We start from the raw sequence: 13,132 nt of genomic DNA on the forward strand, positions 1-13,132 counted from the left end.
GGCGGTCGCGCTTACATGAAGCGCGTGTCGGCGGGCGTGTTGAAGTGGTCGTCGTCGCGCCCATTTTCATAGATGATCGGCGCCGCAGCGAGTTCCGCGTCGCTGACGCCATCGAGGCAGGCGACATTGACCGCGTAGAAGTGGCCGATGAAATCCTTGAGGTAGCCGCGCGAGAAGGGCCGGACACCGCAGCGGCTGCAAAAGTAGTGATCGACGTCGCCTTCGATCCAGCTCGAATTGTCGGCCCGGTAGCTCGTGAGCCTGTCCTTGCCTGACGTGATCTCGAATTCCCCGCGCAACGCGAAGGCCTTCTGCATGCGCGTCTTGGCGCAGAAGGAGCAGTTGCAGCGGCGGATGCCCTCGGCAAGATCGAGCTGGCCTTCGAAGGTGACAGCCTTGCAATGGCAGCTGCCGCGATAGAGCTTCTTCATCGGTTTCCTCCCTGGGGTTGGGCGCAGATCACCATCCGCCGGCCGAGGCCGGCGCCGCTTGAGATCTGCGCTACTTTGCGTTTCCGGTCTGGCGTCTGGCGTCTGGCGTCTGGCGTCCGGCGTCTGGCGCCGGGCACCGTTATCCCGCATTGCCCGAAGGCGCCGGCTGATCGGCGGCCACCTGCGCCTTGCCGTCACCGTCATCGCTGGCCTTGCGCAGGAGCAGGAAGGCGATGAGTGCGGTGCCGAGCGAAAGCAGCACGCAGATCGAGGCGGTGAAGGCGAAGGACTGGGTGAAGACGTCGCGCGCCGCCGTCAGCAGCCGTTCGGCCTCTGCAGGTGGCAGGTCGGCAGCCACGGCGACAGCTCCGCCAAGTGTCTGGCGGGCGGCGGCAACGGTTTCCTCCGGCAGGCCGGTGACCACCAGCTGGTCCATGCGGCCGCGATAGGCCGAGGTCAAAAGGCTACCGAGCACGGCGATGCCGAGCGCGCCGCCGAATTCGAAGCTGGTCTCGGAGATGGCGGACGCTGCACCGGCGCGCTCCGGCGGTGCCGAGCCGACGATCATATCCGTCGTCAGCGTGCCGACAGGGGCAAAGCCGAGGCAGAGCACGACGAGGCCCGTGGTGACGAGCAGGGGACTGCTTGATGTGCCGACCTGGGTGCAGATGGCAAAGCCGATCGCCGTCAGCACGAAGCCCGCCGCAATCAGGTTCGAGGCGGCAAAACGGGTGGCAAGCATCGGCACGGTCATCGACGCGACGATCATCGCCACGCCCGTCGGCACGGACCAGAGGCCGGCGACGAAGGGGGTGAGCCCGAGCACCAGCTGCAGGTACTGCGCCACGAACAGGAAGGCGCCGAAGCCGACGAAGAGGCCGAGAATGTTGACGCCAAGGGCGGCGCTGAAGGCCGGCGTCCTGAACAGCGCCAGATCGATCAGCGGGTCGGCGAGACGGAGCTGGCGCCGCGCAAACAGGATCGCGACGACGATGCCGAGCAGGATGAAGAAGACGGCGATCGTATCGAACCCGGCCTCGGCGACATGCTTCATGCCGTAGATCACCGACAGCACGGCGACGAGCGACTGGGCGGCGCTGACGAGGTCGATCCGGCCGGCCTCGGGATCGCGGAATTCCGGCAGGAGGATCGGGCCGAGAATGAGGATCAGCACCATGACCGGCACGGCGAGCAGGAAGACCGAGCCCCACCAGAACTGCGACAGCATCAGCCCGCCGACCACGGGGCCGATGGCGCCGCCGGCCGAGAAGCTGGCGATCCACACCCCGATCGCAAAGGTGCGCTGGCGATCGTCGAGGAACATGTTGCGGATGAGCGAGAGGGTGGAGGGCGCAAGCGTCGCCGCCGCCACACCGAGCACGGCACGCGCGATGATCAGCGTCTCGGCGTTCCAGGCAAAGGCGGCGAAGATCGACGCGAGGCCAAAGGCGACAGAGCCGATCATCAGCAGCCGCCGGCGGCCGATGCGGTCGCCGAGCGTGCCCATGGTGATCAGCGAGCCTGCGACCATGAAGCCGTAGATATCGATGATCCAGAGAAGCTGGGCGGCCGAGGGCTTGAGCTGTTCGGCAAGCTGCGGGACCGCGAGGTTCAGCACCGTCAGGTCCATGGAATAGAGCATGCAGGGCAGCGCCAGCACGGCGAGCCCGATCCATTCGCGCCTGGTCGCCTTCGGACCGGGCGCGTTTTCGGTTTCAAAGTTCGAAATCTCAGACATGGTCGACGTAATCCCTGAGCCGCTCGAGGCACTCGCCCCAGCCATCCTGGTGCGAGTCGCGCTCTTCGACGGTCTCGAATGGTGTTTGCTGGAAGGTGAGCCGCGTCTTGCCGCCGATGTCGGCAAAGGAAACGGTGATCAGCGTGTCGCTGCCGGGCTCGCCGTCTTCATCCCAGGCGAAGGTGAAGACCAGCTTCTCGGGCGCGCGCACTTCGCGAAAGATGCCGCTCATCCAATAGTCCTGGCCTTCGGGCGAGCGGATGCAGGCGCGCCACGCACCGCCCGGACGGAAGTCCATGTTGACCGAATGCGGCGTGAAATCCCGCGGCCCCCACCAGCGCAACAGATGCTCCGGCGTCGACCAGACCTTGAAGACGAGGTTTATCGGCGCCTCGAAGTCGCGCACGATTTCCAAGCTGATATCCTTGCGTGCTGCGTTTGCGGTCGCCGCTGTCATGAAACCTCCTCCTCTGGGCGCCCCAATGCGCCCAGTCTTTAACCGTAGAGTTATTTAACTCATCGGTTAATATCCGGGCGCAAACGCGATTGTCAAGGCTGGCTCAAGCGACGATCTGATTTTTGTCAATTTGGGCGAGGGGAGGAAGGGTGGTCGCTTGCTTTTACGAGGATACGGGCAGGCGCGCCTTGAGGCGAGCCAGCACCCGGCCGAAGGCACCGGGGTCCTCGAGGCTTCGCGCTAGGATCAGCGCGCCCTGGATGCCGCCGACGATTTCCTCGGCAAGGCCGTCGCGCTCGGCAGCGGGCGTGCCGGCGCGTTCAAGCGTGACGGAAAGATCGGCGCGCCAGTCGGAGAAATAGCGGTTGAGTTCGTGGGCGAAGCGGTCGTGCGCGCCGCTGGTCGCGATCACCCCCATCAGGCAGAGGCGTCTGCCTTGGCGGAAGTAGCCGTCGACGGCGGCAAACATCGCGTCCAGCGCCGCGGCGGGATCTTCGGCATTGCGCAGCGGCTCGAAGATGTGCGTGCGGAACCAGGCGGAGATATCGCCAAGCACGGCCTCGGCCATCTCCTCCTTCCCGCCGGGGAAGAAGTGGTAGAGGCTGCCTTTGCCAAGCCCGGTCTTCTCGGTGATCAGGCTGAGGCTGGTGCCGTCGTAACCGTGCTCGCGGAAAATTTCCGCAAGCATGGAGATGACGTCCTTTCGCTCCGTGACGACGCGGCTCATGCGGGCTTCCTCGCCAGCGGATACTCGACCTTGGCGAAGCGGTGGAACAGCGCGCCAACGGCGACGAGAATAAGCGAGCCGGTCAGCACCGGGAAGAGCAGGAATTCGAAGCCGGGATCGGCGGCAAAGACGACGAGCGGGTTTGCGCCCGCCGGCGGATGCGTGAGGCGCAATGCCGCCATCAGCGCGATCGCCGCACCGACGGCGATGGCGACCGCCCACCACTCGTTCGGAAAGACTGACCTGAGGACCAGGCCGACGAGCGTGGCGACGAAGTGGCCGCCGACGACGTTGGCCGGCTGCGACAGCGGGCTTGCCGTGACGGAGAAGATCAGCACGCAGCTGGCGCCGAAGGGCGCCATCAGCATGGGGTGGCCGACAAGGCCTGTCAGCGCGCCGACGGCGGCGATGGCGACGAGGCCGCCGATGCCGGCAATCAGGCCGCGGTTGATATGAACGGGAGGCTGATGACGCGAGAAGAAATGGCGCATTTGTGTACCAATCGGTCAAGTGTTTACCGATTGGTACAATGATGTGCCGACGATGTCAAGACAGGGCCGCCGGACCGGGCGTGGCGGCGGTCGGCCACCGGCCCGCTCCGTGCGCGAGGCTCACATGAAATCGCGCGGGATGCGCTTCTTGAAGTGCTTCTCGAAGATCGGCGTGTCTCCCTCGTAGGCGACGACCTCGGCCTCGGTGATCCACTCGTTCTGTGTGCAGTGGAGCGTCGAGGTAGAGACGGTGCGCACCGACCAGCCCTCGCGCTTGGCGACGCAGGTCCAGGTCGAGGTGCCGATCATCGACAGTGGGTCGTCCGGTGCGATCGACCAGGTCTCGTCGCGCACGTCCTGGGTGGCAAGGCCCGTATCCGGATGTTCGGAGAGCCCGGTGTCCTCGTAGATCCGGTAGTGGGTCATGCCGTGGGTCATGTCGCGCTCGACGGTGCGGCTCGAAACACCGCGTGTCAGCTCGCGATACTTCGGCAGCGGATCGGGGTTCTCCGGCTCGGGCACGACGATCTCCTTGTGCGCGCCGAGCAGCGGAAGGGCGAGCGACAGGCTTGCCGTGTCGATCGAAAGACCCGGGTCGGTGGGGGTGGGGAGGATCAGCGGCCAATAGGAGGTCGAGAGCGAGACGCGGATGCGATTTCCCGCGCGGAAGCGGTAGCCGCAGGCATCGAGCGTGAGCGTGATCCGCGTCTTGCGCCCGGGCTCCATGGCGCGCGGCTGGGCGTTGCTTTCGCGGTGCGCCAAATTGAGCACCCCAAAGGCGACGCGGGTGGCGGTGCCATCAGGATGCACGTCGACCAGGCGGACGGCGAGATTGGCGGTCGGTGCCTGGCAGGTGACGTCGACGGTCAGCGTCGGCTGGCCGAGATAGTCGGCGGCTTCCAGCAGCGGCGCGGTTTCGAAGACGAGCGAGCCGGCATCGTCGATGCGCTGGCCGCCGGCCATTTCGGCATCGGGCTTCAGCGTGAAGTATTCCCCGGATGCCGTGCCTGTATCGAGCGGGGATTTCAGGTAGACCTCGCCGATGCCGGTGCCGCCGGCCGACGGCGTCAGCCGACCGTCATGGGAGATGCCGAACAGCTGCATTTCCGGCGTCGTCCAGGCGTCCTTCGCCACCCAGCGGCCGGGATCGCTGTCACGCCGGAGCGACGGGCGCGGGCCGTCGAGGATATAGGCGCGCACCTGCGGCCCGTTCTCGGCGCCGTTTTCCTCGTCGCGTAGCCAGCGGTTCCACCAGCGGATCGCCTCGCCGTGGAAATCGGCGCGCGGCTTCGGGAAGGCGAAATGCGGGTATTTGTGCACCCACGGGCCGATCAGCGCCTTGGCCCTGTCGCCAAGGCCTTCGACCGCCTTCAGGGGCGTGTTGCGGTAGCCGTCGGCCCAGCCGGCGATGACCAGCGCCGGGATCTCGACCCTGTCGAAATCTTCGCAGATAGAGCCGTGCTGCCAGAATTCATCGCGACGCTGGTGCTCCAGCCACTCCTCCATGAAGAAGGGCTCTTTCTCCAGCCGCTCCATCCACATCTGCTTCCAGCGGTCGCCGACGATGGCGGGATCCGGCGAGCGCGACTGGTAGCCGAGCATCGTCGCCGCCCAGGACAGCTGGGCCGAGAGATGGCAGCCGTTCTTGTAGTGGATGTCGTCGTTGTAGCGGTCGACCGTGGAGGCGATGGAGATGACGGCTTTCAGCGCCGGCGGCTTCAGGGCCGCGACCTGCAGGCAGTTGAAGCCGCCCCAGGAGATGCCCATCATGCCGACCTTGCCGTTTGACCAGGGCTGCGCGGCGATCCATTCAACGATCTCGCAACCGTCGGAAAGCTCGCGCGGCGTGTATTCGCCGTCGATCACGCCCTCGCTTTCGCCGGAACCTCTGATGTCGACGCGCACGCCGGCAATGCCGGCGGCGGCAAAGACCGGATAGGTGGACTCGTCACGCAGGCTCGTGCCGCCCTGCTTGCGGTAGGGAAGGTATTCGAGCACGGCCGGGACCGGATCGGCCTTAGCGCCGGCGGGCATCCAGATGCGGGCGGCAAGCTCGGTGCCGTCCTTCAGCCGGATCCATTCGTTTTCGATGACAGTGAATTCGCGTTCTGACATGTGGTTCCAACGATCTCTTTGTTTTCTCGGGAAATGCCGGACGCGAACCCGCGTCCGGCATTCGTCGCAATGGCTTAGCTGTCGAACCAGACGCGGCTGCCGACATAGCCGTTCGAGAGGTCGTTGCCGATGTCGTCGACGAAGCCCTTGAGCGAGGCCGAGGCGGCGTTCACGTAGTCGTTGAAAACAGGCAGGATCAGCCCGCCTTCGTCGCGCACGGTCATCGCCATGGTGTGATACATTTCCTTGCGCTTAGTCTCGTCGAGCTCGGAACGAGCCTGCAGCAGCAGCTTGTCGAAATCCTCGCGCTTGAAGCGCGTGTCGTTCCATTCGGCGGTCGAGAGATAGGAGGTCGAGTAGCGCGAATCCTGCGTCGGCCGGCCGCCCCAATAGGAGGCGCAGAAGGGCTGCACGTTCCAGACATTGGTCCAGTAACCGTCTTCCGGCTCGCGGCGCACTTCGATCTCGATGCCGGCCTTCTTGGCGCTTTCCTGGAAGAGCACAGCGGCGTCGGAAGCCCCGGGGAAGGCGGCGTCGGAGGTGCGCAAGAGGATCGGCCGGTCGTGGCCGGACTTCTTGAAGTGGAAGGCGGCCTTGTCCGGGTCATAGGCCCGCTGCTCGATGCCTTCGGGGGCCAGCGCATAGTTGCCGTTGACCGGGTAATCGTTGCCGAGCGTGCCGAAGCCGCCGAGCACCCGGTCGAGGATCGCCTGGCGGTCGACCGCATATTTCAGCGCCAGCCTCAGGTCGTTGTTGTCGAAGGGCGCGGTGTCGCAATGCATCAGGAAGCTGTAGAAGCCCTTGCCGGAGGTCCTGAGGATTTCGACGCGCGGCGCGCGCTTCAGGAGCGGCACGGTCTTCGGGTCGATGTTGTTGATGAAGTGCACCTGGCCGGAGGAAAGTGCTGCGATGCGCGCCGTCGTGTCGTTCATCACGATGATCTCGACACTGTCGACGAAGCCGCGGTCGGAGCGCCAGTCATCGGCGTTCTTCTCGAAGGTGGCGCGCAGGCCAGCCTCGTAGCTTGAAAGCTTGTAGGGACCGGTGCCGATGGGCGAGGCCGGATTGTCGACGCCGCCCTTCGGCTGGATGATCAGGTGATAGTCGGTCAGAAGCAGCGGCAGGTCGGCATTGCCTTCCGTCAACGTCAGCACCAGGCCGCCTGCCTTTTCCTCGATCGTCTTGATCGACCGCATCAGCCCGAGCGCGCCGGACTTCGAGCCTTCGTCCGCATGGCGCTTCAGCGTGGCGACGACGTCGGCAACCGTCAGCTTGCTGCCGTCGTGGAAGCTCACGTCGCTGCGGATCTTGAAGGTCCACTCGGACGCATCGGCCGAGGGTGTCCAAGATTCGGCAAGCGCCGGCAGCGGTGCGCCGGTCTTCGGGTCGGATTCGACCAGCGTATCGCCCCAGAGGTGGCCGATCACGAAGGAGACGGAACCGCTATAGGCGGCGGGGTCGAGCGAGTCCGTCGTGGCGCCGCCCTTGAGGCCGAGCTTCAGATGGCCGCCACGCTTCGGCTCCTGAGCCCTTGCGTCAGTGGCGGCGAGCGTGCCACCGAAACCGGCCGCAAGGCCCAAGGCTGCCGTGCCGGCCAGGAAGCCGCGCCGGCTGAGGCCGGTCGAGGCAAGGGTCGCGGGGACAAGGAGGCCGTCAGGACGCTTGGTGAATTCGGTCATTCTAGGGTTCCCTTTGGAGTGATGCTTGTTAGGGAAAACCTAGCGTTTGCCGACCGGCACACAATTTCGCGACTTGACGCTTCTTTACGCTCTTTTACGCTACCTGCGTGCTCCCTGTTCGACAAGGATTGGAAGCGCGTTGAATGGGGTTCGAAAAAGCACCGTGCAGGACATCGACATCTTCGCCGCCAATCTCAAGTTTGCCTGTGCCACGCGACGGTCGATCTCGCAGATCTGCCGCGAAATCGGCATCAACCGCCAGCAGTTCAACCGCTACATCGGTGGCGAGGCGCGGCCATCGGCGCACAATGTGGCGCGCATTGCCCGCTTCTTCGGGCTTTCTGCCGAAGACTTCGCATTGCCGGCCAAACAGTTTGAGGCGCGCATGACGCGGCCCGATCGAGACCGCTCGGATGCCGGCCTGCTGCTTGAGGGTTTCCCGGGCGACATCGCAGGCCTCAGGCGCCATATCGGCTACTACCAGACCTATCACGTGTCGCTCTCCTGGCCGGGGCTCGTCGTCTGCTCCTGCGCGCGGATCTATGAGGAGGCAGGCTCGATCCGGGTGAAATCGATCGAGCGCATCCGCGATCCCGCAAACGAGATCCAGCAGTTCTCGAAATATGTCGGCCTCGTCACCTTCTGGCGAAACCGGATCTTCATCGCCGAGCGCAGCATCGGGCGCGAGCCGATGCTGGCGCAGACCATCCTTCTGCCGTTCGAAGTGCATCAGCGCGTCTATCTGCGCGGCACCACCATGGGGGTCTCCTGGCGCAAGGAGAACCTGCCTTACGCGTCGCGGATGATCTGGCGCTCGCTCGGGGAACAGCCGGACTTGCGGCAGATGCTTTCGCGCTGCGGCGTGCTGTCCTTCGGCTCGCGCCACCTGCCGCAGACAGTCCGGGCCTTTCTCGATACGCCCGATGCCGAGCTCTTGAGCATACCGACTGAATATTGAGGCGGCGTGGCCGTGTGCTAGGTTTCGCCGCAACGGAACCATGGAGGAGGGGATCATGAAACTTGCAGCGACCGCGATTGCCTGTCTTTGCATCGCCGTGCCGCTGTCGCCGGCAATGGCGGAGGAGGGCCAAGCGCCGATCCCGTCCTGCGCGCTTTCGGGTGCGTCCAGCGTGATGATCGGCGGCCAGCCGGCGCTGCGATTGTCCGACGTCGCAAATTGCCCGCCGGAACTCTACGAGGTGGTGCCGAGCATCATGATCGAGGGGCAGCCGGTCGTACACTTTCGCGCCGGCAGCGGCGAAAGGGGAGATTGTTCGGCCAAGGGCGAGGCGACGGTCACCTTCGAAGGCGAGGCGGCGCAGCGGGTGGGCGACGTCGATTGTCGGCAGAAATGACGGTTGCCTGGCGCTCCGATACCATTAGATCTCTCCGCGCCACGCGATGTCGCATGTCCGATCCGACTGAACGAGCCGGAGCGCCCCTGCTGGCTATCGCCACGGTAACCGCTCCGGCATCCGTCTCAAGGCGTCAGTTCATGTATTTGGCCAGATAGGACAGCGCCTTCTCGGGGTGACGGCCGAACCAGTTGTAGCCGTCCTCGAAGCGCTTGGTCGTACCCTCGATCCAGTAGAGTTCCTTGTCGTTGCTCGCCAGCGCGTCGAAGGTGGTCTCCGCGTCGCTCGGGTTGTTGATGACGGCATCGTCGAGCACTTGCCACATGAAGACCGGCAGCTTGACGTTCGGAGCCCACAATCTGCCCGACATGTCAGCGGCAGCAAAACCACCGAGCTTCAGTATCTCTAGGTCGATCAGTTCCTGGTACTGCGCGATGCCCTGGTAGCCCGAGAGCTTGGTGAAGACCGACGTCATGTTGGGAACCAGCGGGCTGAGCAGGCATTTGACGTTTTCGAACAGCTCGGGATGCTTGGTGATGGCCGCATACTGCGAAACGCCGCCCAGGCACTGGCTGAACAGTGCAACGTCCATCTTGCCCAGGCGCGGATGGGCATCGACGAATTTCTTCACGCCGACGCAGTCACGCCATTCCCACTGGCCGACGCCGCAGACGCCGCCGTTGGCAGCACCGCTCTGTCCGTGATTGCGGAAGTCGTAGGTCAGGACGTTGTAGCCGGCATCGGTCAGGTGCTTGTATTGGATGACGAAGTCGATCTCGACAGGCTCGATGAAGTTGCCCCACGGCGCGCCCATATGGCCGGGATAGCCGGCGCGGCACATCGGAAGCGCATGGTTGAAGATGACGAGCTTGTTGCTCTCGCCGCCCTTGGCCGGGATGTACCAGGCTTCGAGCGGCGTGCCGTCGTCCGACGGGATGGACAGGTCGTACCAACCTTCCATGCCGTATTCGTCGGGGTTCTTGAAGATGAAGCTGCGCGGCATCTTGACCATGCCGGCCAGTGCCTTGACCTTGGCGTGATCTTCCGGGGAGATGGATTTTTCCTGCTCCCGCGCCCTCTGCATTCTTTCCTTTGAAATTCCGGTCATAACCAGGTCTCCTCTGACTGCCCTGCCGAGACACGATGTCGGTGGGTATGGGGGCATATTAAGCGAGCGAATTGATCGGATAAACCGCCTGGACATGACATCAGTGTTAAGTGATAACTGACAATATGCCTCTGGATCCTTCCTTGCTTCCTGCCATGGCGTGGTTCGTCCACGTGGCCCGCCGCCGCAGCTTCACCAAGGCCGCCATGGAAATGGAGGTGACGCGCGCAACCGTATCGCAGCACCTGAAATCGCTGGAACGACACTTGAACGTGCGGCTCATCAACCGCACGACGCGCGACATGTCGTTGACCGAGGAGGGCCAGCGTCTGTTCGATGTGCTGCAGCCCGCCTTTGCCGCGATCGAAGGCGCGGTCACGGACCTGGGCGAGGCCGGCACGGAACCGTCGGGCACGATCCGGCTATCCGTCTCACGCGTTGCCGCGCGGTCGTTGATCGAGCCGCATATGGCGGCGTTTCTGGCGCGCTATCCGAAGCTGCGGCTGGAACTGGTGACCGACGACGGTCTCTCCAACATCGTGGCCGAAGGGCTCGACGCCGGCATCCGGTTGGGCGAAAGCCTAGACGAGCACATGATCGCGGTGCCCATCACGCCGCCGCTGGAAATGGCGATCGTCGGATCGCCTCAATACTTCCAGCGCCACGGTATTCCTGAGACGCCTCAGGAGCTGAAGCAGCACAATTGCCTGTCCTATCGCTTCACCTCGAGCGGCACCATAGACCGCTGGACGTTCCTCACGCCCGACCAAGAAGCACGCGCCGTGATCTACGAACCCCAGGGCAACGCCATCTTCAACGACGACGACAGCATGTTGCGTGCGGCGCTACAGGGCGTCGGCCTGGTGCAGCACCTCGACCTCTGCGTTCGTCCGTATCTGGAGGATGGCACTTTGGCGCGTGTTCTTCTGCCGTGGGTTCATCCCCGTCCGGCGTTCTTTCTTTACGTCCCGTCGCGCGCTCAGATGCCCGCCAAGACCCGAGCGCTGATGGACTTTCTTGTCGAGCAGCGCAAAAAGCTGGCGCCATAGCGTTTGGCTTGGGTTTCATGCCGTTGAAGCGGGGTCGGGTAAATCAAGCCTCGCCAGCCGGGCACCCTCCCGAACGGCCGAAAGCGCCGGCGGATTGGAGATGGGATAGCCGGCAATGAAGCCCTCGACCGTGAACGACGGGAACTGGGTGCGCAGCCGCGACACGACCTCTGCCGCTTCCGCCATCTCGCCAAGGTGCGCATGCGCCATCGCCTGGAACATCAGCGTGTTGGGCGATTCCTGCGAACTTCTTTCAAGCGCGGACAAGCATTCGCGATAGCGCCCGACGACGAAGAGAACGCGCGCGAACATGCCATGGTACCAGGGCGGGCCAAGCGGGTTGAGCGAGAGGGCGCGCTCGATGAAGGGGATCCCGTCGGCGGGATCGCCGACGATCAGGGCCTTGGCACCTGCGAGCAGCGCAAGGGTATCGGCGTTGTTCCTGCCGAATTCGAAGGCGCGTGCATGCGCCTCGGCGGCGCCGGCAAGGTCGCCGAGACACGCCTTGAGGTCGCCGAGGCAGGTGTGGCCGGCAGGGTCGGTGGGGTCCAGCCGCACGGCTTCGTCAACCGCGCGCCGCCAGTTGCGGAAGGCTTCGTCGAGGTCGTCGCCGAAGCCGTTCGCCGCCTGGATGGAATGGGCATAGGCAAGTTCGGTCCAGGCGCGCGCCCGCCCCGGATCGAGCTCGATCGAGCGCGTCAGCAACTGCATGGCGGCGGCGTTGCCGTCGGGGCTGAAGCGATTGTGCTGTTCGACGCCCAGCAGGAAATAGTCGTAGGCCTGTAGGCTGCCCGGCGGCTTTTGCCGGCTCGCCTTTCGGCCGATGGCGGCCAGCGTGCCGAAGCAGCCGGCGAGCACGTTGATGACGCTTTCGGTGAGGCTGTCCTGCAGCGTCAGCACGTCCTCTATCGTGCGCTCGTAGCGCTCGCTCCAGAGCGTCATGCCGGTGCGGGTATCGGAAAGCTGAATCGTCAGGCGGACCCGCCGGTCGTCGGCGCGCAGCTGCCCGGTGATGGCATAGGTGGCGCCGACCGCCTGGACGTGGTCTTCGAAGCTTTCCGGCCGGTTGCCGAGCAGCTTCATCGTGTGGAAGGCGATGACGGGGAGATCGGCGAAGCGCGCGAGGTCGACGCAGATGTCGGATGACAGCCCGTCGGCGAAACGGTGCCAGCGCTCCTCCGGATTGAGGCTTTCAATGGGAAAGACCGCAAGCGTCGGGGAGGCCGGCTCAGCCACCCGCGACGGCGCGACTGCTTGCGTTGCCGTCCTGCCGGCCACCATCTGCGCGACCGAGGCGGCAAGCTCGATCTTGTTGCGAACGCCGAGCTTGCCGTAGATCGTCGCCAGATGCGTGCGCACCGTCGACGGCGCGATAAACAGCGCCTCGCCGATTTCGCGATAGGTCAGGCCGGCGGCAAAGCGCTCCGCCACGGCGCGCTCGCGGTCCGACAAGGCTTCGGTGGCGACCTGTGGTGTCGAAATACGGTTCATGGCTGCTTCCTGCCACCTGACCGGGCCGTTTTCAATGGCGACATAGGGCAGGGTGCCACAGCGCCCCTTGCGCGTCCAACGGCGCGCGCGGTGCTGCAGGCAAAATACTACAAATGCAGGAGAGGAAAACACAGCAGCTGCGCGATGTGGCGCGCAGGCGACGCGCCTAGAGTTCCACCAGTTTTTCAACGCCCCTGAGGGGCCAGAAGAGGTGGGAACGGCGATGAGCAGCCTGCTTTCCGGAATGTCCGATTTCTATCACGCCGTCCGGCTGGACCTCAGCCAACCGGCCAGGCATCTGGCCGACAGCCTCGGCCGTCACGATCCCTTCCGCATCCTTGTCATCTGGGAGGACCGCGTTCGCGTCCGCGAGCAACTTCAGCTCATGGCCGATCAATACCCGGAGCGGCTGAAGGATATCGGGATGACGAGGGCCGAGGTTCGCGCAGAGACGAGCAAGGCCTTCTGGCAACGCTGACCTTGCCCGACGA

At 64.6% G+C, this 13,132-nt stretch carries 13 protein-coding genes; 4 read left to right on the forward strand and 9 right to left on the reverse strand.

Annotated elements, in window-relative coordinates:
- Window positions 1-11: 11 nt before the first annotated feature.
- The 7 genes from OKW20_RS17910 to OKW20_RS17940 all read right to left on the reverse strand — a co-directional run bounded on the left by OKW20_RS17910 (window position 12) and on the right by OKW20_RS17940 (window position 7,638).
- Window positions 12-431 carry a GFA family protein gene (locus OKW20_RS17910; protein WP_429173924.1) on the reverse strand — a complete coding sequence of 140 codons (420 nt, stop codon included), beginning with the start codon at window positions 429-431 and terminating at the stop codon, window positions 12-14.
- A 139-nt stretch (window positions 432-570) separates the two neighbouring features.
- Complete coding sequence (locus tag OKW20_RS17915) at window positions 571-2,169, reverse strand: MFS transporter (protein ID WP_429173925.1); 1,599 nt, start codon at window positions 2,167-2,169, stop codon at window positions 571-573.
- Window positions 2,162-2,626, reverse strand: a complete 465-nt coding sequence (locus OKW20_RS17920) for an SRPBCC family protein (RefSeq protein WP_192446824.1) — start codon at window positions 2,624-2,626, stop codon at window positions 2,162-2,164. The genes OKW20_RS17915 and OKW20_RS17920 overlap by 8 nt, the downstream gene beginning before the upstream one ends.
- Window positions 2,627-2,789: 163 nt before the next feature.
- Window positions 2,790-3,353, reverse strand: a complete 564-nt coding sequence (locus OKW20_RS17925) for a TetR/AcrR family transcriptional regulator (protein WP_429173927.1) — start codon at window positions 3,351-3,353, stop codon at window positions 2,790-2,792.
- Window positions 3,350-3,844: an HPP family protein gene (locus tag OKW20_RS17930; protein ID WP_429173929.1), complete on the reverse strand. Its 495-nt coding sequence runs from the start codon at window positions 3,842-3,844 to the stop codon at window positions 3,350-3,352. The genes OKW20_RS17925 and OKW20_RS17930 overlap by 4 nt, the downstream gene beginning before the upstream one ends.
- A 120-nt stretch (window positions 3,845-3,964) precedes the next feature.
- Window positions 3,965-5,959, reverse strand: coding sequence for a CocE/NonD family hydrolase (locus OKW20_RS17935; RefSeq protein ID WP_429173930.1), 1,995 nt, complete (start codon window positions 5,957-5,959; stop codon window positions 3,965-3,967).
- A gap of 74 nt (window positions 5,960-6,033) precedes the next feature.
- Window positions 6,034-7,638 (reverse strand): ABC transporter substrate-binding protein, encoded by a 1,605-nt coding sequence (locus OKW20_RS17940; RefSeq protein ID WP_429173932.1) that lies wholly within the window; start codon window positions 7,636-7,638, stop codon window positions 6,034-6,036.
- A 163-nt stretch (window positions 7,639-7,801) separates the two neighbouring features.
- On the opposite strand from OKW20_RS17940, the gene OKW20_RS17945 reads away from it, so the two are divergent.
- Window positions 7,802-8,596, forward strand: a complete 795-nt coding sequence (locus OKW20_RS17945; protein WP_429173934.1) for a helix-turn-helix domain-containing protein — start codon at window positions 7,802-7,804, stop codon at window positions 8,594-8,596.
- 55 nt (window positions 8,597-8,651) lie between these two features.
- A complete protein-coding gene (locus OKW20_RS17950; RefSeq protein WP_429173936.1) occupies window positions 8,652-8,993 on the forward strand; it encodes a PAAR domain-containing protein in 342 nt (113 codons plus the stop codon).
- A gap of 133 nt (window positions 8,994-9,126) precedes the next feature.
- Here OKW20_RS17950 and OKW20_RS17955 read toward each other — a convergent pair whose 3' ends face one another.
- Window positions 9,127-10,101 (reverse strand): alpha/beta hydrolase family protein, encoded by a 975-nt coding sequence (locus OKW20_RS17955; protein WP_429173938.1) that lies wholly within the window; start codon window positions 10,099-10,101, stop codon window positions 9,127-9,129.
- Between the two features lie 143 nt (window positions 10,102-10,244).
- On the opposite strand from OKW20_RS17955, the gene OKW20_RS17960 reads away from it, so the two are divergent.
- Entirely contained in the window at window positions 10,245-11,150 is a 906-nt protein-coding gene (locus OKW20_RS17960) for a LysR family transcriptional regulator (RefSeq protein ID WP_245281735.1), read from the forward strand.
- A gap of 15 nt (window positions 11,151-11,165) precedes the next feature.
- On the opposite strand, the gene OKW20_RS17965 is transcribed toward OKW20_RS17960, so the two are convergent.
- A complete protein-coding gene (locus OKW20_RS17965; protein ID WP_429173940.1) occupies window positions 11,166-12,641 on the reverse strand; it encodes a LuxR C-terminal-related transcriptional regulator in 1,476 nt (491 codons plus the stop codon).
- 223 nt (window positions 12,642-12,864) lie between these two features.
- Between OKW20_RS17965 and OKW20_RS17970 the strand changes: the two genes are divergently transcribed.
- Window positions 12,865-13,119 carry a DUF1127 domain-containing protein gene (locus OKW20_RS17970; protein WP_429173942.1) on the forward strand — a complete coding sequence of 85 codons (255 nt, stop codon included), beginning with the start codon at window positions 12,865-12,867 and terminating at the stop codon, window positions 13,117-13,119.
- Window positions 13,120-13,132: the final 13 nt, after the last annotated feature.

The sequence above is a fragment of the Ensifer sp. LBL genome, assembly GCF_050435225.1.
In the GTDB taxonomy this organism is placed as follows: domain Bacteria; phylum Pseudomonadota; class Alphaproteobacteria; order Rhizobiales; family Rhizobiaceae; genus Ensifer.